Genomic DNA, 24,271 nt, shown 5'->3' on the forward strand with positions numbered 1-24,271 from the left:
TCTAAAACTGCATTTGATTTTTCGTCTATCGTATATTTAGTCAAAAAAACTGCACCTCCAATTGTTAGATGTTGTCTAACAATTGGGGTGCAGTTCATTCAGGGCTCTTTTTCTTATGCAAAAAAAGGGGCGGATCATTGAGAATTCCATTGAGTTTCATCTGCCCAAGTTTAATAGACCACACAATCAGTTTAAGTTTTTTGCACCAAAACCACGCATTCTGCTATTAAATTTCGCTCTAATTTTAATATAGATTATAAAATGAACAATAGTAGATGAATTCTTGTAAATAAATTATAAAATAATCATCAAAAAATAAAATTATTATTAGAATTTTCAGTATACAATGAATGTTAAATAACGAGGAGGTCTATCAAAATGAAAGCGGATACAATGAATGGAATAACGACTTTATGAAGGAACAGGATTGCATACAAAAGACAGTACTTCCCATATTAATGAACGACCGGAATATAGCTGAGCACCCAGATGGCGGTGTAAGGCGGAATTGGAAAGCGGCACATAACTGGGAGTGTTTTGCTTCGAATCCTCAATAAGAGCTGGAAGAGGGTGAAAACTCTGGGGAATCCAACGATGCACCACGGGCAATGTGCATTTGTGAAACAGGATTGGCCCAAGAATAAATTAAGTTCCAAGACCTTTCTCCCGTAATTTGCTGGTTAGGCTATGGGGGCGTGCCGAATTTGGATAATTTTAAACGATATGGCGGCAAGCGGAGAACTAAAAGCCCTATCGTAATCGACGTTGTATCCTGGTACTGTTGCCTTACCAAATCGTGAGACAGAAGCAATGAGAGGATCGGATATGGGTATTATATAATAGGGGGAATAATTATGGGATCACCAAATGTGGTGACAAATACGAAACAAGAGAAGCCGCAAATTCAATCAACTACTAATATACTGAAGTTTATAATATACAGTTTAATAGGAAGTTTTATGTTTTTTATTCCTATTACCATTAATGGTGTTTCAAGCATACCAATTGATCATATAGTAACATGGATCAAAGTAACACTGCCTTCAGCCGTTCCTATTTATGCTCTTATTGTCATTCTATTAGGAGCTGTTTATCCATTTATTTCAAAAAGTTGGAGCAAGGATAAGGTATCAATAGTTTTTTCTTTTTTAAAAGTAATAGGTGCTGTTGTTGCGATCTTAATATATTTTAAGATTGGGCCCGAATGGTTAATGGCCCCGAGTATGGGTCCTTTCCTTTTCGAAAAACTTGTCATACCTGTAGGGCTTGTCGTTCCTTTTGGTGCTCTATTTTTGGCGCTTCTCATTGGATACGGGCTTCTAGAATTTTTGGGTGTACTGATGCAGCCAATCATGAGGCCGATATTTAAAACGCCAGGGCGTTCAGCAGTTGATATGGTCGCTGATTTAGCAGGAAGCTACTCTATTGGTATGCTTATTACGAATCGACTATATAAAGAAGGAAAATACACGCTTAAAGAAGCCGCTATTATTGCAACTGGTTTTTCAACCGTTTCAGCAACGTTCATGATCGTTGTAGCAAAAACTCTCGGGCTTATGGACATATGGTCCCTTTTCTTTTGGGTTTCTTTAGGGATAACGTACCTTGTCACTGCCATTACCGTACGTATTTGGCCATTAAATAAAATGAGCGACGATTATTATTCGGATAATGCCGATCCAGAAGAGGTTATCAAAGAAGGACTTCTCAAAAATGCCTGGTATAGTGCGATGGTTGGAGCAAACAATTCCGTAAGTCTTGGCAGAAATTTATGGGATAACTTAAAGGACGGTTTTCTTATGACAATGAGCATTCTGCCGTCCATTTTATCGGTTGGTCTCATTAGCCTTGTATTAGCGGAGTATACTCCAGTATTTAATTTACTTGGCTATCTTTTTTACCCATTTACTTGGGCATTGCAAATACCTGAACCATTTTTGGCTGCAAAAGCTTCAGCTATAGGAATTGCAGAAATGTTCCTGCCGGCGCTTCTCGTAGTTGAAGCACCTCTGGTAACTAAGTTCATTATTGCCGTGGTATCTGTATCATCCATATTGTTCTTTTCAGCGACGATCCCTTGTATCCTATCAACCGAAATCCCAATCAGCATTACGAAGTTGATTGTAATCTGGTTTGAACGGACGCTCATCACGTTAATTATTACTGCACCTATCGCAATATTGCTGCTTTAGTACAAATCAACGAATCTAAATTCGATCACAAATCGAACGGGTGCGTTCGTATTATAAGGTCGACCAGTAAAAATTACTGGTTGACCTTTTTTTAATAGAATCTTTTATATCAGTAGGCATGGTAGGACTTACGGGTGCGCGGGGCATTTGAAGGCTTGTTGGGACATAGTATAAATTATTTGGAGCAGCATCATCACAGAAAAGGATATTAATTGAGTTTATATGTTTCTAGCAAAACATATTTATATCTTTCGAGAATTTCGACATTATATTGACAATAATATAGATACTCATTAGAATTGAAAATGATTCTCAATATGGTACTGGAGGCACCAATGTTATGTCGAAAAGAAGAAACAGCAAACAAGTGTTATTTATATCCGCAATCGTTTTAATTTTATCAACGCTTTTACTTGGATGTACAAATGAATCAAAAGAAAATTCAACTTCAAATAAAGACAGTAAAGACATGCTTACTTTGGCTTGGCCTAGGGATATAGGTGAAATGAATCCGCATGTCTATAATCCTTCTCAATTATTCGCTACATCAATGATATATGAACCTTTGGTTAGCTACCAAGATGGAGGCGAGCTGAAACCGCATTTAGCTGAATCTTGGGAAATTTCCAAGGATGGGAAGGAATATACTTTCAACCTGCGTCAAGATGTGAAATTTTCTGACGGTACGAGCTTTAATGCTGAAATTGTGAAAAAGAACTTTGATACTATATTGAAAAATGTTGATTTACATAGTTGGTTGGGCTTTATTCCGAAAGTGGATCAAACGGAAGTAATTGACCAAAACACATTTAAACTAACATTAAAGGAGCCATATTATCCTACTATTCAAGAGTTAGCCGTTGTTCGTCCAGTCCGATTCTTAGGTGATGCTGGATTCCCTAAAGATGGTGACACTTCTAAAGGTGTTACAAAACCAGTCGGTACAGGCCCATGGATTTTGGAAGAACATAAAGCAGATGAATATGCTATTTTCAAACGCAATGAAAATTATTGGGGTGAACTCCCTAAAGTTAAGAAAATCAAAGTCAAGATCATTCCTGATGCGGAAACCCGTGTTCTTGCTTTTGAAAAAGGTGACCTGGACCTAATTTATGGTGAAGGTGCTATCAGTCTAGATGCTTTCAAACAATTAGAAACAACAGGTAACTATGAGACTAGTATTTCTGATCCGGTTGCGACAAGACAACTAGTTATGAATACGAAGAAAGAACAACTTTCAGATTTACGTGTTCGTCAAGCGTTACAATATGGATTTAATAAAAAAGCAATGGTTGACGGAGTTACTTCTGGGTTGGAAGAGAAGGCAGATTTCATTTTACCGACAAACTTCCCGTATACTTCAGACATTGAAGTAACAGCGATTGATTATAATGTCGAAAAAGCAAAAGCTTTATTAGATGAAGCAGGATGGAAGCTTCCAAAAGGAAAAACCGTTCGTGAGAAAGACGGAAAGCCGCTTGAAATCGAGTTAATGTACGACTCTGCAGAATCGATTCAAAAAGCAATGGCCGAAACATTACAATCTGAGTGGGCGGCACTAGGTGTTAAATTGAATATCGTTGGAGTTGAGCTTACGGTACAAATTGAAAGATTCAAAGCTAATGATTTTGAATTGAATTTCTTTAGTAACTATGGCGCTCCATATGATCCACATACTTTCGTAAATGTCGTTGGTTCAGAAGGATTTGGTTTTAACGAAGCCATTTCATCTTATCCGAACAGAGATGAGTTGTTAAAACAAATTGCAGATGTTCCTGGAACAACAGATGAAAAAGAACGTCAAGAACTTTACTCAACCATTTTGGAATCACTGCAAGACCAAGGAGCGATTGTGCCTATTTCTTATATTAAGAAAATAGCTGTTTACCAAAAAGATGTATCTAATTTTACCTTCCCTGCTAACCGGGATGAACATCCATTCACAGGAATTAGCATCGAGAAGTAAGTTACAGGAGGGTTTTCATGGGCACTTATATCTTGAAACGAATTATGGCCATTATTCCCATCTTTCTTTTGGCCACTCTTCTAACGTTTGGAATGATTCACCTTTCACCTGTGGACCCAGCTGAGGCATATTTATCTGCAGCACATATCCAATCTACAGATGAGATATTGGCTCAGAAAAGACATGAGTTTGGCTTAGATCAACCCCTCCATGTTCAATATGTAAATTCTATTATTAAGATATGCCAATTTGATTTTGGCATATCTTATCTTTCGAATAAACCTGTTTGGGAAGAGGTTACATATCGAATGCCAGCGACCATTCAGTTAGCTTTAGGTAGCATCATATTAGCTATCCTGGTCAGTGTCCCTCTTGGATTTTTGGCAGGCATAAAGAAAAACAGTGTTATTGACCATTTTAGTCGCCTTCTCTCTTTTTTCGGGGCATCCATCCCCTCTTTTTGGCTTGGTTATTTATTGATTTTTTTCTTTTCTGTTAAACTCGACTTGTTCCCTGTTGAAGGAATCGGGACTTGGCAACATCTGGTTCTCCCTTCCGTTACTTTAGCTTTGCCATTAATAGCCTTGTATACTCGATTGTTACGTGCTAGCGTTCTTGAAAATTTACAGGAACCTTATATCCTTTTTGCTCGCACAAGAGGGATTCATGAAAAAGTCATTATGGGAAAACATGTATTGAGAATAGCCATATCTCCTATGATTACTGGTCTAGGGATGAATTTAGGAAAGCTGCTGACTGGAACCATTATCGTCGAAGCGGTATTTTCCTGGCCAGGATTTGGTCGTTATTTTATTGAAGCTATTTTTAATCGGGATGTTCCTGTCATTCAATGCTATGTGCTTTTAGCAGCGGGACTATTCATTTTTAGCAACTTGATTGTTGACCTTATTCAAATGTGTATCGACCCACGCATCTCCAGAAAAGGAGGGCAACGTCAATGATAACAAGTCTTCGTATTATGATGAAAAGTCAGAAAGTGATTGTCCTTTGTTCGATAATATTGAGCTTCCTATTTATCATCACCATCTTGGCTCCTTGGATTGCACCTAATGATCCTATTGCTGTAAATTTAGCTAATAAACTACAGCCCTCTTCCTTTGAGTATCCATTAGGAACTGATCATTTAGGAAGATGCACGTTATCACGCATCTTATATGGAGCTCGCATTTCTTTAGGATTTGCCACATTAATCTTTATTTCATCTTTAGGCATCGGTTTGATTGTTGGAACCATTGCTGGTTATAAAGGTGGATGGGTGGACCAGGTGCTAATGAGACTTTGTGATGGTGTTATGGCATTTCCGAATCTTTTGCTCATTCTTGGACTTGTTGGTATATTGGGACCTGGCCTTAAACAGGTCATCTTAGCATTGATGCTTGTGCAATGGGTGTATTATGCGAGAATTTTCCGAGGAATGGTACTTAGTCTGAAAGAACAAAACTATATAGCTGCAGCTAAAATAAGCGGTTCTTCTCAATGGAAGATAATAAAGAAACATATCGTTCCAAATGTTCTTCCTCCGCTCGCTGTTATGGGTACATTAGAAATGGGTTGGGCCATCATGGATATATCGGCCATGTCGTTTCTAGGTTTAGGTGTGCAACCCCCTACACCAGAATGGGGAGCAATGATTCATGAAGGGAAATCGTATATTCGGACGAATCCAGAATTAATGCTATATCCAGGTTTGATGATTATGCTCGTTGTCGTCACCTTCAATTTATTAGGCGAAGCGCTATCAGAACGTTTTGGAGTCAAACGTCGTTAATAAAAAGGAATGAGAAGATTGGGAACAGAACGGTCGAATGTATTAAAAGTGAGCAGTCTACATGTACAAGTAAAAACAAAAGAAGGTGCTTCCACCCTCGTTCAGGATATTAATTTTGAACTGGAAAAAGGGAAGGTACTGGGGCTTGTTGGGGAAAGTGGGAGTGGTAAAACCGTTACGAGTATGTCCATTCTACAGCTTCTTGATCGGAGAACATCGACCATTGAAGGTAGCATTACCCTCCAAGGACGAGAATTGAATGGTTTAGACGATAAAGAAATACGTGAAATTCGCGGCAAGGATATTGCCTTTATTATGCAAAATCCGATGAATGCATTTACGCCTGTTTTTACAATTGGCAATCAATTTATCGAAACGATTAGGTCTCATACCTCATTGAATAAAAGACAAGCAAAAGAGCTTGCCATCGATGCGATGCAAAATGTAAACCTGCCAGATCCCGCGAAACTATTAAAAAGCTATCCTTTTCAATTGAGTGGAGGTATGCTTCAACGCGTGATGATTGCGATGGCCGCATGTTTAAATCCTACCGTTATTATTGCTGATGAGCCGACAACTGCACTCGATGTTCATAACCAATTACAAGTACTTCGCCACTTGGATAAAATTCGTTCTGAATATGGAACATCCATTTTACTCATTTCTCATGATCTAGGAGTCATTTCTGAAATGGCAGATGATGTAGTCGTTATGCAACATGGCAGAATTGTAGAAACTGCAAATGTATTTGAATTATTTGATAATCCGCAGCATGAGTATACAAAGAAACTGCTAAATGCCCGCCTTATCCTAAACCATGAAGAACCTATCACCCATATGTTGTGATATATAGATTGCATTCTTTTGAGGGGTGAACAAATGAGTTTATTACAAGTAAAAGCAGTAACTCATAGCTATAATTCTCATACGTTTTTTAAATGGAAAGAGCATTCTAAAAAAGTACTCACTGACATTTCCCTCTCTATAGACGAAGGAACATGTTTAGGACTACTTGGCACGAGTGGAGCTGGAAAAAGTACATTAGGAAAAGTGATTCTTGGCTTAGAACGCCCACAGCAAGGACAGGTTCTGTTTCAAGGGCATGATATTTATACTGCTGATAAGCTTACTCGACAAAAGATACGCCGAGATCTACAAGTCGTCTTTCAGGATTCGTATTCATCTGTCAATCCACGAATGACAGCCGAGAGTATTATAGGCGAGCCATTAGAAAACTATGAAAAACTAACCGTAGCCGAACAAAAAAGAACGGTTATTGAGTTATTGGAAAGAGTGGGCCTAAGTGAAAAGGATTTGAAAAAATACCCACACCAATTTAGCGGTGGACAATTGCAAAGAATTAATATTGCTAGGGCAATCTCTCTTAAGCCACTGCTAATCGTCTTAGACGAATCCGTAAGCAGTCTGGATATGGTTAATCAAACACTAATTTTAGAATTATTAAGTGAGTTGAAAAAAGACTTCGGCTTATCTTATCTTTTTATTACACATGATATTAAAGCGGCCTATTCAATCTCTGATACTTTGGGTGTACTGGAAAAAGGAGAATTAATCGAACTTTACGACTCTAAAGATCAGTTTTTTTCTTCAGAACATCCTGTCATTAAACAGATGAAAGGCTCTATCCTTGCTGAGCATCCACGTTTTCGTTCTCTTCCGACGAGGACTAACTAGACCTAGTCTAGAATCTATATGTATTGATTAGAAGGCCTCGATTTCAGTTTGATAATCGAGGCTTGTTTATATTTCTTCTGAAGAACATATTGGAGGGCCTAAAATCGATAATCAAGCTTCCAATGATCTTAAATGGGTGTCTCCTATTAGGGATTTCAAAACTGACCTGGTAAAAAACAACCTTAAAGGCATGATCGGCTGTTTTTATAGTAAAGGATTCCATATCCTTTTTTTATTTTCCATCACTGAAACAATATTAGGAAAAACATCCATAAAAATTATTTGAAGAAAATAATATTTATTCTGAAAATTAATATTATAATACTTTATTCTTATGCTATATTATAGGGAGAATTATTTATTATCACGTATAATCTAAGAATTGGAGTGATTTGAATGAAGAAACTTGGTTTACTGAGTATGTTTTTGATTCTAACTATCTTTATCTCGGCTTGTGGAACCAATGAAGAAAAAAATGCAGGTGAGGAAAAGAAACCTGAAAAGGTATATAAAGTTGGTGTGGATACGACTTATCCTCCTTTTGAATTTAAAGAGGGGAACGAATATAAAGGCATTGATATTGAATTGATCAATGCAATCGCAAAAGACCAGGATTTTAAAATCAAATTGTCTCCAATGGATTTCGGCGGAATCATTCCGGCTATGCAAGCCAATCAGCTTGATGTGGCCATTGCGGGAATGAGCATTACAGAGGAAAGAAAAAAGGTAGTGGATTTCTCAACACCGTATTTTGATGCAGGATTAACGATAGTTGTTAAAAAAGAGAATACAAGTACTAAAACTGTTAAAGATCTTAAAGGAAAAACCATAGCAGTGAAAAAAGGAACAACAGGTGCTAAATATGCACAGGATAATGCTACGAAACTAGGAATTAAAGTTGTTCAATTCAATGATAGTCCAGCGATGTTCCAGGAAGTGGCCAACGGAAACGCAGATGCCCTTATAGAAGATTACCCGGTTATCTCCTATGCGATCGCCCAAAAAGATCTTGGGTTGAAAATCGTAGGTGACCGTTTGAATGGTGACCAATATGGAATTGCTGTATTGAAAGGGCAAAACGAGAATTTATTGAAGAAAATAAATGATGGTCTTGCCAATCTTAAAAAAGACGGCACGTATGATGAAATTATAAAAACGTATCTTGGTGAATAAACAATAGATTAAAGCTCAATAAGCGCGCTTATGGCGCGCTTTCTTTTTCAAAGGGGTGAAAGAAATGGATATAATTGTTGCGGCATTGCCTATTTTATTAAAAGGACTTCAGGTGACACTTTATATCTTTGTGATTGCCATTATCTTAGGTTTTTTGATTGGCTTACTTGTCGCATTGCTGCGACTTGCCCCCATCAAAATCTTGAATTGGATTGCAAAGGTTTATGTGGATGCGATACGAGGGACACCGTTCATCGTTCAGTTATTTTTTATCTATTTTGGTGTGAATTCACTGAATTTGATTTCTTTGGACAGTACAACAGCTGGTATAATTACCGTTGCAATCAATGCAGGGGCATATTTTGCTGAAATAATAAGGGCAGGGATACAATCCATCGATAAAGGACAAACGGAAGCGGCAAGATCCATCGGGTTCACTGGAACTCAAACAATGAGATATGTCGTGCTTCCGCAAGCCTTCAGAAGGATGCTCCCTACTATTACGAACCAATCGATCATCAGCTTGAAAGACACTTCTCTATTATCGGTCATTGGTATAGCCGATTTAACCCAGCAAGGTCAGATTCAAGCTTCGGCAACCTTTGAAGCATTCAAGATTTGGCTGGCAGTTGGTGTGATTTACTTTATCATCATCTATTTGTTAACCCTAATTGCTAATTTCATAGAAAGGAGGGTACAAGTTCGATGAGCATCATTACTGTAAAAAACCTGAGAAAATCATTTGGAACTGTCGAGGTTTTAAAAGATATCAACGCAGAAGTGCAGGAAAAGGAAGTAATTTGCGTAATAGGCCCTTCTGGATCTGGAAAGAGTACCTTCCTGCGTTGCCTGAATCTCCTTGAGGAAGTTACGGGCGGTGAGGTGGTCATTAACGGACATGATATAACCGATCCTAAAAGGAAAATCAATATAAACAAAGTCCGGCAAGAAGTTGGAATGGTTTTTCAACATTTCAATCTATTTCCTCATAAAACCGTTTTGGAGAACATAACCTTGGGTCCTATTAAAATTCGTGCCACCGATAAAGCGGAAGCGAGAAGGTTAGCGCTTGAGTTATTGGATAAGGTTGGTCTAAAGGAAAAAGCAAATAGCTATCCAGGGGAACTTTCCGGCGGACAAAAACAGCGGGTCGCCATCGCAAGGGCATTGGCGATGAATCCGAAGATCATGTTATTTGATGAACCGACTTCGGCCCTTGACCCTGAAATGGTCGGCGATGTTTTGGAGGTAATGAAACAACTTGCAAAAGAAGGCATGACAATGGTCGTTGTTACGCATGAAATGGGCTTTGCCCGGGAAGTCGGGGACCGGGTGATATTCATGGATGGAGGGTATATCGTGGAAGAAAATGAGCCGAATGAATTATTCGGTAACCCTCAGCACGAAAGAACGAAAGCATTCTTGAGCAAAGTGCTTTAACGGGATTCCCTATGAGATCATGTTAAATCATGAATGAAGTTGTGCATGAAGTGTGGACAAAGGAATGCGGGAAATGAGGGGAAACCCAAACGCATGAGCCTTTCCCTCATCTTTGTGCATAACTTTTTTGGTTTTTAGAGCAGGAATCGGTCAGGTGATGGCTTCAATTGGCAAACATCAAAAAAAGAAACCTATGCATTCGACACATGCATAGGTTTCTTCTTTATTTACTTGGCACCGTAACTAAGCAAGTTCGTCATGATTCGATATCCGCCTGGAACCTGTCCTTGAATTTGCCTGTATAGCACAAGGTTGGTGTAGAGGTAGGTGCCATTACCGTATTTAGCCATGAGGATTCCGCCATCAAATGGTTCTTCATTTGGATCAGCCATGGAAATGAATGTTTCATACCGTTCATCCCATTCCATCGGGAAATACAATCCTCTTTCTTGGACCCAATTGCTCCAGTCATCGCTTGTTATTTTATTTGGATAGTTAAAAAGCGCTGATTCTGGTTTCGACACGTTTACCGTGGCTTTTTCATCGGTTACCCGCCAGCGAATGGAAGGATTCCCGAGGGTAAGAGGATATGGAGCAGTCTTCATGGCATCCCATCCATCACCCGGTTTATGGTATTGCACGACGAGATGACCGCCGTTTTCCACATATTCAAGTAAGCGCGCGTTATTTGCCTTTAAATCTTCCCTCGATAGATAGGCACGGATGCCTGTAACGATCGTGTCATATTGACTTAAATCACCTTCAGCTAAATCAGCTGCAGTTAACTTCGTAATGTTCAGCCCTGCATTGCTTAAGTAATCTGCCACTTTATCGAATCCGCTTTCAATGTACCCCACTTTTAATGAAGCTGGCTTCAAAAGCTCAAATGCAACGGTATTGATAGCTGCTGGGTATTGGTAATAGAATGTTCCGATATGGTCATAGGAAATTTCCTGAATGGTCGAATCAAAGGTTTTCCCATTGACAGTGGCAGCTGCCTTCACCTGATATTCACCATTTTGTATTGCCTTCGGTGGTCTGAGGGTGAACTTCACTTGTTTTTCTTCTGATTTTTCTTTAAATGATACAGTGGCATTTTGGGGATGAACTCCCCAATTTTCAGGGACTTTTAAAGCGACCTTTGCCGATGCTTTTCCTTCTGTATAGTTTTTCAAGGTTACCGTCACTGGGACTTCCTCTTTTACATCTGCTGTATTTACGACGATATCTTCAGGAGATAGGGTAAGGCCTACGTCGGGAAGGACAGCGATCGTTCCATCCACTTCCTCCTTGATGGCAGTTTTTGTGCTGCCGTATTTATAAGAAATGCTGGTCGTAATGGTTGATTCATCATAGGCATGGTAATAGGCTGCATCTTCAGGGACTTCAACCAGATAGGTCATTGTCGCTGATTTATTTGGTGCTAGATTGACATCTTTAGCTTTTGTTTTGGTCTTCCATTCTTTAGGTACGTTCAATGCAGCAGCGACTTTTTTCAAGGTTTGTTTCCCGTTATTCTTCACGGTTACGGTTACGTACGTTTTTTGACCTTTCGTCAGGATCTTTGAAGCTGCTTTAGCTTGAACTTCGAGTCCTGAGGAGACATAACTGACGTTTTGCAATTGCTCTTCTTTTAATGAGAGCTTATGAAGCAAGTCGTTCTTAATGGCAGGGCTTAGCTTTGCCTTTTTGACTTGCGCAGTAATTGACCGAACATTGGAGAGAGCATTTTGGGATATTGAAAAAACATGTTTATCATTAGGATAAGCCGCAATAACAGCATCCAAATTCCGTTGCAGGTATTTAAATTCACCTTTTAATTTTGAAGCTGAGCGGGGGAGTTTTTCAGCCCATTCAGTAAAATTGTAAGGTACACCTGCAAAAAGGTCCGACTGGTTTTTTGTATCAACGGCGCTTTGCTTCAAATCCAGATGGATCTGGCGAGGTGCTGCCGGGATATCAGAACCCATGCCTTGGCTTTTATGCAGATAGCGGGATTGTTCTCCAAGCTGTGGGTAAGTCATATTGTATATTGGGTCATATTTACCGATTTCAATCGAAGTGGTTGCTTGATCTGCCGAGGAAACGGGCAAATATAACTTTTTCACTTGCCATACCGATAGCCCTTGTTTCAATTGTTGCGGAAACACAGTTGGGTCGGCCGCATCCTTAAAGGCACGTTCACTTAAGATTGTCATTGTTCGATGATGTCCATGCTGGGTATCATCATTTTGAAAGGATGGCATCAATATATCCGGCTGATACGTCCGAATAAAGCGGATAAGCCGTTCATAGGTGAGTTCTTCGCCCCATTTTTCTAATGTTTCCTCTGGTGTTTTAGAGAAGCCGAAATCATAAATGGGATCTGAGGTAGTTTCACTTAGATGATAGGCCTTAACCCCGGTGATTTTCGCAGCTTCAATCATTTCCCTCGAACGGATGATTCCAAGAGCATTGTCCAGTTCATCCCCAATTTCATTTTGTCCTCCTTCACCACGGTTTGCAATCAGGCTGGAGGTCTTCACCCCTAACCCTCTCGATAGATAAGCAAGAAAGTCACTGCGTTCATCATCTGGATGGGCACCGCTGTTCAAGAATGTCACGGTCGTCTCGAGCGGCTTGACCGCATTCCATAACTCAACGTTGGCTTCCTCAGGATTTGCAGCGCTACCTCCAAGCGGCAATAATGCAAGAACCAACAAAAGGGAAAGCAGCGATAACAGAGCTTTTTTCATTAATCTTTTAACCCCTTTCAACTTTATAAGACACCTAAAAAAAATGTAGGTTAGTAATATTTTCTAACTAACCAGACGAAAAAACTTATCTAATAAATAGCATTAATGGTTATAAATGTAAATGATTCGAAGTAACTATTAAAAGTTGAACATTTTAAATGTTCAGAAAAATAACTTGTCTGCTGAATTTTTTTAAGTTATATTTTTACTTAATTAGGAAGATTTACTAACTAAATGATGTAAGGCCGTGATGTGATGAGTTTTAAAAGACCACCCAGTCATCAAAAATATGTCAATAAAAAAAGAATCATGCAATGTATCCAGGAATGTTCGCCCATTTCAAGAGCTGAAATCGCCGTTAAGCTTCAGCTAAGTAAACCAACTGTTTCTCTGGCTGTGGATGAACTTATACAGGAGAAATGGGTATTTGAGAAAGGAATAGGAGAATCCTCCTCTCAAGGCGGGAGAAGGCCCATCCAGCTCTTTTTTAATGAAAAGGCAGCCTATATCATTGGGGTCGATATAGGCGGGACGAAAGTGAAAATCGTTTTAAGTGATTTAAGCGGCAACATCCTTGCCGACACTAGCTTTTCAACCAACACCTATTTAAAATCAGGGCTTCTTAAACAAATGGCGATTGAAACGGAACGGTTAATTGCAAAGAATCAGATTGCGAAAGGCAGGATATTGGGGATGGGAGTCGGGATCCCTGGTATAACGCAAACGGCAAGCGGATTAGTAATAGAGGCACCGAGTTTAGGCTGGGTACAATATCCGTTCATAGCCGAAGCGAAGCGGTATTTTGATTTCCCCATTTTTCTGGACAATGATGTAAACGCGGCTGCACTAGGTGAACAGTGGCTGGGTAATGCACAAAATAAGCGGAATTTGCTGTTCATTGCGGTTGGCACGGGGATAGGAAGCGGCATTATCTTGAACAACCAGTTATACAGAGGGGCTTCCAGTGCAGCTGGGGAAATGGGATATATGGTAACGGACAAAGAGGATATGAAGCGTGAATTCAAGCCGATTTTCCATAGATACGGCTATTTGGAAAGTGTCGCAGGAGGAAAGTCGATAGGCAGTCATTTTACAAGGGCGGTTCTCAAGGATCCTCATCATCTTTTATTCGAACGGGCCAAAGCTTCCGAACTATCGGGGGAGGATGCTTTTTTGTCAGCAAAAAAAGGAGACACGACTGCTATGGCCATTATAAATGAAGCCATCGAACATTTAGCGTGCGGAATTGTCAATGCGGCTAGTTTGCTAAATCCAGAAGTGGTCATTTTAGGAGGTGGTGTATTAAATTCATCTGAATACATTTTACCTAGAATTCGGGAGATCGTTGATCGATATCTTCCAAGTTTAGTAGAATTGAAAACTTCACAACTTGGAGAAAACGCAGGAGTACTAGGAGCGGTTTCCTTATTCTTAAGGGAGCATGATGGCATTTTGAATTTTCGGGATGAGGGGGAGTATTAATGAAAAATAGGAAAAAGTCGCTTGTTTCAGTAATGGCCTTATCGGCAGCACTTTTGATTTCGGGATGTAACGGTACAGATACGAAAACGAATTCGGATACTGGCGGTGCCAAGGGAAAAAAGGGTGATCTGGAAGATAAGATCGTTGTTTATTCACCGCATGGCAAAGACATTTTATCAAAATTCGAAAAGCAGTTCGAAGATGAGTATGGTATTGATGTTGAGTGGCTTGATATGGGGTCTCAGGAAATCCTTGACCGCGTTCGATCAGAGAAAAGTAATCCGCAGGCAGACGTTTGGTGGGGGGCACCTTCCACGAACTTCAATCAAGCAAAGGGTGATGGGCTGCTGGCTACTTATAAGCCTAGCTATTCCGATAGTCTCGATGAAGGATTCCACGATCCGGAATGGTATTGGACGGGAACGAGCCAGACACCGGAAGTCATCATGTATAACAGCAAAGAACTATCGAAAGACGAGGTACCAAAAGATTGGGATGAGCTGCTTGATCCGAAGTGGAAAGACGAAATCATCATCCGCTATCCGTTAGCCTCCGGAACGATGAGGACAATTTTTTCTGCGATGATCTATCGTACGTATAAGGATACAAATGATCCAAAAGAAGGGTATGACTGGTTAAAGAAGCTCGACCAAAACACAAAGGAATATTCAGCAAACCCGGAAATGATGTATAACAAGGTAGCCAAAGGAGAGGGCTCACTTTCCGTTTGGGCAATGCCGGATGTTGTCATGCTGAAGGAAAATAAAAATTATCCGTTTGAGTTCGTCATTCCGAAGAGCGGAACACCTGTATTGACAGAAGGTATCGCCATCGTTGAAGGTGCCAAGCATCCAAAAGCGGCTGAAGCCTTTTATGAGTTCGTGAATTCACCAGAAGCCGCAAAAACATTGGCAGAAGAATTTTACAGGATTCCGACCAGAAGTGATGTGAAGGATTTACCTGAATGGATCACGGAAACGGAAATTAAAGCGATGGATATTGATTGGAATGCATTCGAGGAAAAAGGTGACGAGTGGATGAAATATTGGGATGAAAATATTAAAAGTGGAGATAAAGAAATTAAAGAATAAGGAAGTGTCGTTGGGATGGCGTCAATAAAAATAGAGAATGTCCAAAAAGCCTTCGGGAAAACGATAGCTGTTGACCATTTAAATCTGGACATCAAAGAAGGGGAGTTTTTTACCTTTCTTGGTCCAAGTGGCTGCGGTAAAACGACAACGCTTCGGATGATTGCCGGTTTTTATTATCCAACAAAAGGTGTCGTCCGATTTGGCGACAAAGATATGACGCGTGTACCTCCGGAGAAAAGAAATACAGGCATGGTTTTTCAAAACTATGCCCTCTTTCCCCACATGACTGTTTTTGAAAATGTAGCGTTTGGCTTGCGTGTGAGAAAGGTTTCTTCTGCTGACTTAAAGAGGAGAGTGCTGGATGCCCTCCAAAAGGTCAGGCTGGAGAGCTATTCGAATCGTCAAGTGAGCCAGTTAAGCGGGGGGCAGCAGCAGCGGGTGGCCCTTGCGAGAGCACTGGTCATTGAACCGGAAATATTACTGCTGGATGAACCATTAAGTAATCTGGATGCCAAGCTTCGTGATGAAATGAGAGTGGAAATCTTAAGGCTGCAGCGTGATTATAAGATTACCACCATTTATGTCACGCATGATCAGGCTGAGGCATTATCCATGAGTGATCGAATCGCTGTGTTCAATTATGGTGTATGTCACCAGGTCGGGACGCCGGCAGAAATTTATAATCGGCCGGTCAATGATTTTGTGGCGAGTTTTATAGGCGAGATTAATCTATTGCCCGTTCAAGTCGAAAAAGTTCAACACGATAATATAGAGGTTGCCCTTAAAAATAGTGAACAACCGATTAAATTGAATGTGGAAAATCAAGCTAGGGACGGAAATTCAATCTTACAGACTGATGTTGACCTTGCTGTTTCGATTCGTCCTGAAGCAATCAGAATTCTGGATGTGATCGAGGAAGGAAAGAATATCTTTAAAGGTAAAATAAATTCCGTCCAATTCTTCGGATCTGTTGTGAATGTCATGGTGGATGTTCAAGACGTGTTACTAAGGGTCGACGTATTTAACACTTATGATTTTGGATACTTTTATCAAGGAAAGGAAGTGTATGTCCAGCTTCCTGAGAAACAGCTGCGTCTTATCCCTATCATAAGCGGTGATGCGCCATGATTAAAAATCGTGATACGAGATTGACGGTTTGGCTCCTTATACCAGTTGCATTGGTGCTCATAGCTTATGTACTCTACCCATCGTTGAGGACCTTTATAGAAAGTTTGCAAAAAGACGGAACGTTATCCCTTGGAAATTATCAGGACTTCTTCGTACAGGAATCGAAAACGAACTTAGAGGCTCTATGGAATTCTGTTTATATATCCTTATTGAGTGTATTGGTCAGTGCCTTGATTGGCATTCCGCTCGCATTCATTTTTAACCGTTACGATTTTCCCGGCAGAAGCTTCTTTTCATCAGCAGCGATTTTGCCGATTGTCCTTCCATCATTGGTAGGGGTCATGGCCTTTATGTTTTTATATGGAGAATCGGGATTGATTCCAAATGCCATCAAGGACCTGTTTGGTCTCGAGAAGGTTCCATTCAAGATTGGCGGGGTATCGGGAATCCTTATCGTGCATGCCTATACGATGTATGTTTATTTTTATATGACAGTATCCGCTGCAATAAATAAAATAGATCCGTCCCTTGAAGAAGCAGCTTATAACTTAGGCGCAAATAAAATCAAGGTTTTTTGGAAGGTGACATTTCCATTATTGACACCTGCCATCGTTGCCGCTTCTCTACTTGTTTTCATGATATCGATGGCTTCTTTCAGTGCCCCGTTTTTATTAGCTGGCGGATACAGGGTGTTGAGCCTGCAAATTTATTTTTCAAAAATCAATGGTGATATGGAAATTGCCGCTACTCAATCCGTCATTCTATCCATCGTCTCGATTTCATTTCTATTATTCATGCGTTGGTATCAGAATAGGAAGGATTATCGCATGGCTTCGAAAGGAATTGGCGCACACAGGAGTGAAGTGAAGAACCCGTTTATGAAATGGGTGATGGTCTTAACGGGTATCATCGGCGTAATTATTCTGCTTTTACCGCACTTTACGATTCTATTGCTTTCACTAGTACCGGATGGAACCTGGACATTTCAAACATATCCAACAGTATTTAATATGGAAAATTACCGGCTTTTGTTTGAAGACCCTAATATCTTCAAACCATTACGAAATAGTTTACTGATGGCAGTTATTGCGACTTTGGCAAATCTGGTGTTTGGGGTCATAGCGTCCTATGTACTTGTTAAACGGAAATTCGTCGGGAAAAGCTTTGTCGATATTCTAGTCATGATTCCTTGGGCGTTGCCTGCAACGGTCATAGGGATGAACTTGATATTCGCATTTAATGAACCTAGCGTTTTTTCTTTCGGTCAAATCTTGGTAGGAACATTTTGGATTTTGCCGCTTGCCTATTTCATCAGGCATATTCCACTCGTTGTCCGTTCGACTAATGCCGTTCTGGAGCAGCTGGATGATTCGATTGAGGAAGCAGCCAGAAACTTGGGAGCTAAGTGGTTTTATACCTTCAGAAAAGTCATATTTCCGATTATTATGCCTGGTGTTTTATCAGGGACATTATTGGCATTTATCGAATCTGTGGGGGAATTCCCGACCTCGGTCCTGTTGTACACGATTTCAAACAGGCCTATATCCATTGAAATCATGAATCAGCTTCGGATGTTCAATATGGGGCAGGCAGCTGCCTATGGGATGATTCAAATCACGCTGATTGTAATCGTTCTCTTTATTTCGAACAAGTTTTTTGGAATCAAAGCGGAAAAAGCTTTATAAATCGGAGGTTCAAAGATGAGCAGGCTTGAAGAATTTATCAAAAATGAAGGTAGTGTCTTTCCCGGAAAAACCTATGCTAGAGAGCTTCTGATGCCTGTTTTTAATGATCAAAGAGATTACTTATTTGATGCAATGTTCGATATACATCGGGCACATGTCATCATGCTCTCGGAACAAAAGATCATTAAAGATGAAGAGGCGAAAACCATGCTTGATGGGATTCGGAAAGTGGCCCAAACAGATCTCGCGCAGTTGACCTATCAGCCCCAATTCGAGGACTTATTTTTCATGATGGAGGCAAAGGTCGGTGAGGAAATCGGTCATGAGCTTGCAGGAAAGATTCATATCGGCCGCAGTCGTAATGATATGGGCGTTGCGATGTACCGGCTTGTTTTGAGAGGTCATCTGCTTCAATTGATTGGCTATGCATACCATTTGAGTGAGGCATTCTTGGTGCAGGCTGAAAAACATACAGAAACCTATATTACTGGTTATACGCATACCCAACCGGCTCAGCCGACTACGATAGGACATTACTTTTTGGCAATATATGATGTGCTTCAAAGGGATATTGGCCGGTTATGGGCAGCCTATGAAACGGTTAACCAATCCCCTTTGGGCGCGGCCGCGTTAACGACCACCGGTTTTCCAATCAGCAGGAACCGTACGGCTGAACTGCTTGGATTTGATTCGGTGATTGAGAATTCCTATGACTCGATTGGCGGGGCGGATTATTTATTGGAAACCGCAACTGCCATCATGACGTGCATGGTCAATACCGGAAGATGGATTCAAGATTTCCTGCAGCATGTGACAAGGGAGTTTGGAACATTTCATGTGGCGGATCCTTATGTTCAAGTGAGCAGTATCATGCCGCAAAAAAGAAATCCAGTCTCCATTGAACATTCCCGTTCGATTGCAAGCAGTGCGTATGGTGATGCACTTGCTGCAATGAATATGGTCCACAATACACCATTTGGTGATATCGTCGATACGGAAGATGATTTACAGCCGCATTTATATCGGGCTTTTTCGAATGCAGGACGTGTCATGAAACTAATGTATGCCGTCATGTCGACCTTGAAAGTAAATGAAGAACACACAAAGAAAATGGCCGCAAAATCCAGTATAACGGTTACTGAATTAGCGGATACCCTATCAAGAGATTACGACATATCCTTTAGAAAAGCCCACTCCATAGCCAGTCATATTGCAAAACGGTCGATTAGTGAAGGGAAGGAGCTATATGATTGGGACACAAAAGAAATCAACAAGATCATCAATGAATCTGTTTCAGTGAACATAGCAGAAGATGAATGGAAAAAAATAATCTCTCCCGAATATTTTGTGGAAATTAGAAGCATTCAAGGCGGGCCCTCCCCTAAAGAGGTTACGAGAATGATTGTAAATAGAAAACAAAAACTGGAACAAGATTTGCAGGAATACAAGGAAATGGTCAAAGCATTGAATGATGGCAGGAAGGCTTTAGTCGATTATTAAAGGTATGGTGTTAAAGGAAAATGTGTCTTAACGCGCATGAAACTCACGAGTATTTGCACCAAACTCACGAGTAAAAGCGTGAAATTCACGAGTATTTGCGCCAAACTTACGAGTAAAAGCATGAAACTCACGAGTATTTGCTCCAAACTCACGAGTAAAAGCGTGAACCTCATGAAAAAAAGTATTTTTTTGTTATCTCGGAGCATTACGATGCATTTTATCTGCTAACTGCGAAAGCTCATATTTCATGATATATAGTCATTCTTTATCAGGATGGCTATTTATTTTGGATTTTTATTGCAACTGAGATATCCCTAGTAACAATAAATGTAGATTATTCCCAAAAACGATGCTATTATTTGTAAAATACATAATTTAAGGCGGAATGTTAATGTCAAATAGATCTCAGTTCGGTTTTATCCTGATTTTAATAGCTTTCGTAATATCGGTTACTTTTTGCTTGAATCCGGAAGCCTTATTAAGAGGTGGATATGATTTAGCTATTGATGGCCTGGTAGTATCCAGAACCTTGATGATTATTTTTTCGTTGTATTTATTAGTTAAAATAGGGGACTTGTTTATAAACAGAAAAGATTAATAGTTTAAAATGAGAATTCCTACAATCAATCTTGAGATGCTTTGGGTGTTGATAATAAGGAAGGCTCAGTCTTTTGACTGAGCCTTCCGATGTTTGTTATCCAAAATAACCAGTTTCAAAGTTGCTTCATATATCGTTAACGGATTTAGGTTCCAGCTGAACCGCGTGCTTTCTGAAAGCAAGACTTACCGTGATCATCACAATGAAATTGACTGCCAATGCGATGATTCCCACATTCAAATCTTTCGCTGCTTGCGGGAAGGATGGAAACAAAGTCCCTATTGTCGAATGACTGAGTGTAATGCAGATTACGATGGCCAATCCTGTAATGATGCCGGCGATTGCGCCAAATTTATTGATCGGATTATTCCTTTTCAGACTAAAGAGAAGGGATGGGAAAAGCTGTGTGATGAGACTGTATCCCATAAGAATTAATGCTGACATCGTTTCGCCGCCGTTTAAGGTGAAGTAGACGGCTATAAGGGCGATGACTGGAACAAGGAACTTTGCCAATCGTACAACGTGGCGATCGGATACTGCAGGTGCAAATTCCTTATAGACGTTTTTCGCGAGCAGTGTAGCGACGCTCATCAAAAGCATGGATCCCGGCACCAATGCTGTCAGCAATCCAGCTCCGCCGATTATGCCTATAAACCATGGATCAAAGGTCTCGATCGAAAGGCGCAGCAATGAGAGGTCTGCATCTGCCCCAACGAGTCCGGGCACTTTCAATATAGCTGTAAACCCAACGAAAAAGACGAATAACAGCATGAGTGTATATAATGGGCTGATGATGGCATTTTTTCGAAATACCTTGCCGCTGCGTGCTGAATAAACAGCGCTGAAAACCTGGGGCCACATATAGAAACCGAATACTAGCAATATTACCGTGGAGATGAACCATGATACGCTAAGTCCCTGATCTGGGAACTTTAGAAAACCAGGCTTGGCCGCATCAATCGCTTCAAACATCGGCTGAAATCCGCCAAAGTAATGAATCGGCAGATAAATCCCCAAAAATCCTATTATAGCGGCCATCATGATATCTTTAATGACCGCTGTCCAAACTGATCCGTGTATACCGGAGATCATCACATAAATGGTAAGGCTGATCGCCCCCATCCAAACTGCCTCAGACATAGAGATGGCACCATAAGATGCTTCTGAGACAATGATCCCCAATCCTTTCAGCTGCACGACAATCACTGGAATCATCGACACCACACCGACAAGCGCAGCCAAAATTCCTAAACCGGGACTCTTATATTTGCTTACAAAGAAATCGGATTGAGACATCAGTTTATTTTCCTTGGCATATCTCCAAATTTCCGGTAGGAGCCAATAGGATAATACGTAAGACAAAGTAATGTAAATTAGAACATATAGAGCGGGTGCGCCCTTGCCATAAGCCCAGCCGCTGCCGCCAAGGAATGAGAAGGTCGTATAGATTTCCCCGGCCATCAGCAGAAAGACGAATATCGCACCAAAACCGCGTCCGCCCACCGTCCATTGTTCCAAGTCCATATCTTTTCCTTTTGAAGAGCGTATGCCTAAAAATATCGATAGAAGTAAAAATGCTAAAATGATTAAGAGAGCAATATTCATTCCTGGTCACCTTCCCGATTCCTGGGATCCAGCTTATACATGATGCCCAGTATGGCAGAGGTAAGGACCACCCACATAGCCATCCAGAACATATTGAAAGGCATCCCTAATACATATGGTTCTATTTTATTAACAAAAGGCAGAAATCCTAGTATGCCTATAAAAGGAACTAGAGTAAGAATATATATAATCTTCATAAACAAACCCCTCCGTTTTAATAAAGTGAAACGCCCACCAATGGGGTTTATTCTTCAATGCCACTGATGGATGGGTGAACCAAACCGGGATGAAAAATTCATACATGACGGAAAAGGTCCGATAATATATATTAGCTTACACTATTTTTATATAAAATTTAATGCAGTTGCCTGATATATTTGAGCAACTGTGCGCAGACAGCCGAACCCCGATATGTTCATAAGACAGATAAAGCCTTGAATTCATAGTGAGTTCAAGGCTTTATTTCCTTTAGCTATATTTTTTCCGATAATTATATAGTATCACCAAAAGTATGAACCAGATTGGGGTCAAGAGCAGTGATAGTCGTGTAGCTTCAGCGAATAGCATAACAATAAGGATGAACAGGAATAATCCTAAAATGGCGTAATTGACAAAGGGTGTAAAAGGAGCCTTGAAAGTCGATTTTGCTCTTAGGTCAGGCCTTATTTTCGAATATTTGATATGGGAAATCAAGATAATGCTCCATACCCATATGAAACAGATGGCACTGATGGTCGTCACGACGGTAAATGCCTGCTCCGGTATCAGCTTGCTTAATAAAGCCCCTATTGATACAACGATTGTGGATGTTAATAAGGCATTGCTCGGAACAGCCTGTTTATTTAATTTTTCCAGTTTAGCAGGGGCTTCGCCATTCCTGCTTAACGTATAAAGTATTCGGCTCGTTGAAAATAAACCGCTGTTGCATGCAGAAGCAGCGGATGTCAAAACGACGAAGTTGATGATCCCTGCAGCGACAGGAATGCCGATTAACGCAAAGACCTCTACAAATGGGCTGCTCGTGGCATCCAGTTGTGTCCATGGGTTGACGCAGAGAATGACGAATAGTGCACCAACATAGAAAAGTAAAATCCGGACAGGGATTTTATTGATGGCAGATGGAATGTTCTTTCTCGGGTTTGCCGTTTCTGCTGCGGAAACCCCGACCAATTCGACACCGACAAATGAGAAGACGACCAGCTGTAAAGATAATAGGAATCCGGAAATGCCATTGGGGAACATGCCCCCATGATTCCATAGGTTCGTTAGGGAAACCGTTCCGGTATTGGTATTGAAGCCGATGATCAAAAGGATGATTCCCACGATGATCAAGGCGACGATCGTGATTACCTTAATGATGGCAAACCAGAATTCCAATTCACCAAATAACTTAACGGTCAATAGGTTCAATCCTAAAAGAATGACTAGGCATATTAGAGCCGGAATCCATTGAGGGATATCGAACCAATATTGTATATAGACGCCGACAGCTATGATATCGGCCATTGCGGTCATGATCCAACAGAACCAATATGTCCAACCTGTCACGAAGCCGGCCCATGGACCGACATATTCGGTTGCAAATTCAGTGAATGATGTATACCCTGCATTGGATAAGAGCAATTCCCCTAGTGCCCTCATCACAAAAAACAAGGCAATCCCTATTATCAGATAGGAAAATAAAATGGAAGGTCCTGCCAATTGTATGGCTTTTCCGGAACCTAAAAATAATCCGGTGCCAATGGTTCCTCCTATTGCAATCAGTTGTACATGTCTATTTTTTAAATCTCTTTTTAATTCTTGTTTAGCCAATTCCTACGCCCCCGTTTTTTTATAGTCTTGGTAGTGAATGTGTTTACCTGCATGGTCTTGGAGAGAGGGACGTGATTTTTTCGTCCAGCTTGCCTTTCCCATTGGTTTTAAAGTTGTTGTTTTTAGTCCAACCACAAAATGGACAATAAAAAAAGAGATTGGATAATACCAATCTCTTAAAGGGTTCAGAATAACAATTTTATCATTCGTTACTCTTCTGTCCTTTTGCCTGAGATTGTGAATCCTTCGGCGCTGCATCTTGTACAGTCTCTCCAGAAGCTGCTCCTGCTATAGTGTCATCCATAGCATTCATCGCTTGCTTGTATGCGGTTGTGAATAAATGTCGTCAGTGATAATCTACCACTGCTGAATCATTCATT

General features: G+C 40.5%; 21 protein-coding genes and 1 riboswitch. Of the genes, 16 read left to right on the plus strand and 5 right to left on the minus strand.

What is annotated here, in order from left to right; all coding sequences use genetic code 11:
- The first annotated feature begins 350 nt into the window (after positions 1–350).
- From V3595_RS24250 to V3595_RS24295, 10 genes are all read left to right on the plus strand, one after another.
- A complete protein-coding gene (locus tag V3595_RS24250; RefSeq protein WP_485910220.1) occupies positions 351–557 on the plus strand; it encodes a hypothetical protein in 207 nt (68 codons plus the stop codon).
- Positions 558–854: 297 nt separating this feature from the next.
- Positions 855–2,192: a YjiH family protein gene (locus V3595_RS24255; protein ID WP_485910222.1), complete on the plus strand. Its 1,338-nt coding sequence runs from the start codon at positions 855–857 to the stop codon at positions 2,190–2,192.
- A gap of 340 nt (positions 2,193–2,532) precedes the next feature.
- Positions 2,533–4,158, plus strand: coding sequence for a nickel ABC transporter substrate-binding protein (nikA, locus tag V3595_RS24260; protein WP_485910224.1), 1,626 nt, complete (start codon positions 2,533–2,535; stop codon positions 4,156–4,158).
- 17 nt (positions 4,159–4,175) lie between these two features.
- The gene (gene nikB / locus V3595_RS24265) at positions 4,176–5,120 is read left to right on the plus strand and encodes a nickel ABC transporter permease subunit NikB (RefSeq protein WP_485910226.1); all 945 of its coding nucleotides are present in this window, start codon (positions 4,176–4,178) and stop codon (positions 5,118–5,120) included.
- The gene (gene nikC, locus V3595_RS24270) at positions 5,117–5,947 is read left to right on the plus strand and encodes a nickel ABC transporter permease subunit NikC (RefSeq protein ID WP_063234728.1); all 831 of its coding nucleotides are present in this window, start codon (positions 5,117–5,119) and stop codon (positions 5,945–5,947) included. The genes nikB and nikC overlap by 4 nt, the downstream gene beginning before the upstream one ends.
- Before the next feature lie 18 nt (positions 5,948–5,965).
- Positions 5,966–6,793: a nickel import ATP-binding protein NikD gene (nikD, locus tag V3595_RS24275; protein WP_485910326.1), complete on the plus strand. Its 828-nt coding sequence runs from the start codon at positions 5,966–5,968 to the stop codon at positions 6,791–6,793.
- A 33-nt stretch (positions 6,794–6,826) separates the two neighbouring features.
- Positions 6,827–7,642, plus strand: coding sequence for a nickel import ATP-binding protein NikE (gene nikE, locus V3595_RS24280; RefSeq protein ID WP_402906006.1), 816 nt, complete (start codon positions 6,827–6,829; stop codon positions 7,640–7,642).
- 396 nt (positions 7,643–8,038) lie between these two features.
- Entirely contained in the window at positions 8,039–8,815 is a 777-nt protein-coding gene (locus tag V3595_RS24285) for a transporter substrate-binding domain-containing protein (RefSeq protein WP_485910228.1), read from the plus strand.
- Positions 8,816–8,879: 64 nt separating this feature from the next.
- On the plus strand, positions 8,880–9,524 hold the full coding sequence (locus V3595_RS24290) for an amino acid ABC transporter permease (protein ID WP_076370951.1): 645 nt from the start codon (positions 8,880–8,882) through the stop codon (positions 9,522–9,524).
- Positions 9,521–10,255: an amino acid ABC transporter ATP-binding protein gene (locus tag V3595_RS24295; protein WP_101224851.1), complete on the plus strand. Its 735-nt coding sequence runs from the start codon at positions 9,521–9,523 to the stop codon at positions 10,253–10,255. The genes V3595_RS24290 and V3595_RS24295 overlap by 4 nt, the downstream gene beginning before the upstream one ends.
- A gap of 227 nt (positions 10,256–10,482) precedes the next feature.
- Here the strand turns inward: V3595_RS24295 and V3595_RS24300 are convergent, their stop codons facing one another.
- Entirely contained in the window at positions 10,483–12,990 is a 2,508-nt protein-coding gene (locus V3595_RS24300; RefSeq protein WP_485910230.1) for an NEW3 domain-containing protein, read from the minus strand.
- A 255-nt stretch (positions 12,991–13,245) separates the two neighbouring features.
- On the opposite strand from V3595_RS24300, the gene V3595_RS24305 reads away from it, so the two are divergent.
- Genes V3595_RS24305 through argH form a run of 5 tightly spaced genes read left to right on the plus strand, consistent with a single transcriptional unit; the run spans position 13,246 to position 19,876 of the window.
- Positions 13,246–14,472: an ROK family transcriptional regulator gene (locus tag V3595_RS24305; protein WP_485910232.1), complete on the plus strand. Its 1,227-nt coding sequence runs from the start codon at positions 13,246–13,248 to the stop codon at positions 14,470–14,472.
- Positions 14,472–15,563 (plus strand): extracellular solute-binding protein, encoded by a 1,092-nt coding sequence (locus V3595_RS24310; protein WP_485910234.1) that lies wholly within the window; start codon positions 14,472–14,474, stop codon positions 15,561–15,563. Before V3595_RS24305 ends, V3595_RS24310 begins: the two co-directional genes overlap by 1 nt.
- 15 nt (positions 15,564–15,578) lie before the next feature.
- Positions 15,579–16,691: an ABC transporter ATP-binding protein gene (locus V3595_RS24315; protein ID WP_485910236.1), complete on the plus strand. Its 1,113-nt coding sequence runs from the start codon at positions 15,579–15,581 to the stop codon at positions 16,689–16,691.
- Positions 16,688–18,376, plus strand: a complete 1,689-nt coding sequence (locus tag V3595_RS24320) for an ABC transporter permease (RefSeq protein WP_485910238.1) — start codon at positions 16,688–16,690, stop codon at positions 18,374–18,376. The genes V3595_RS24315 and V3595_RS24320 overlap by 4 nt, the downstream gene beginning before the upstream one ends.
- A gap of 15 nt (positions 18,377–18,391) precedes the next feature.
- Entirely contained in the window at positions 18,392–19,876 is a 1,485-nt protein-coding gene (gene argH / locus V3595_RS24325) for an argininosuccinate lyase (protein ID WP_485910240.1), read from the plus strand.
- On the opposite strand, the gene V3595_RS24330 is transcribed toward argH, so the two are convergent.
- Positions 19,873–20,049, minus strand: coding sequence for a hypothetical protein (locus tag V3595_RS24330; protein WP_485910242.1), 177 nt, complete (start codon positions 20,047–20,049; stop codon positions 19,873–19,875). The genes argH and V3595_RS24330 overlap by 4 nt on opposite strands.
- 218 nt (positions 20,050–20,267) lie before the next feature.
- Between V3595_RS24330 and V3595_RS24335 the strand changes: the two genes are divergently transcribed.
- A complete protein-coding gene (locus V3595_RS24335; RefSeq protein ID WP_485910244.1) occupies positions 20,268–20,474 on the plus strand; it encodes a hypothetical protein in 207 nt (68 codons plus the stop codon).
- 126 nt (positions 20,475–20,600) lie between these two features.
- Here V3595_RS24335 and V3595_RS24340 read toward each other — a convergent pair whose 3' ends face one another.
- From V3595_RS24340 to V3595_RS24350, 3 genes are all read right to left on the minus strand, one after another.
- Positions 20,601–22,079, minus strand: a complete 1,479-nt coding sequence (locus V3595_RS24340; protein WP_485910246.1) for a sodium:solute symporter family protein — start codon at positions 22,077–22,079, stop codon at positions 20,601–20,603.
- A complete protein-coding gene (locus V3595_RS24345; RefSeq protein ID WP_048685209.1) occupies positions 22,076–22,276 on the minus strand; it encodes a DUF3311 domain-containing protein in 201 nt (66 codons plus the stop codon). Before V3595_RS24345 ends, V3595_RS24340 begins: the two co-directional genes overlap by 4 nt.
- 271 nt (positions 22,277–22,547) lie before the next feature.
- Entirely contained in the window at positions 22,548–23,891 is a 1,344-nt protein-coding gene (locus V3595_RS24350; RefSeq protein ID WP_485910248.1) for an amino acid permease, read from the minus strand.
- A gap of 207 nt (positions 23,892–24,098) precedes the next feature.
- A riboswitch (glycine riboswitch) is annotated at positions 24,099–24,177 on the minus strand.
- Positions 24,178–24,271 lie beyond the last annotated feature (94 nt).

It is taken from the genome of Bacillus sp. CFBP9009 (genome assembly GCF_036541465.1).
In the GTDB taxonomy this organism is placed as follows: domain Bacteria; phylum Bacillota; class Bacilli; order Bacillales; family DSM-1321; genus Peribacillus.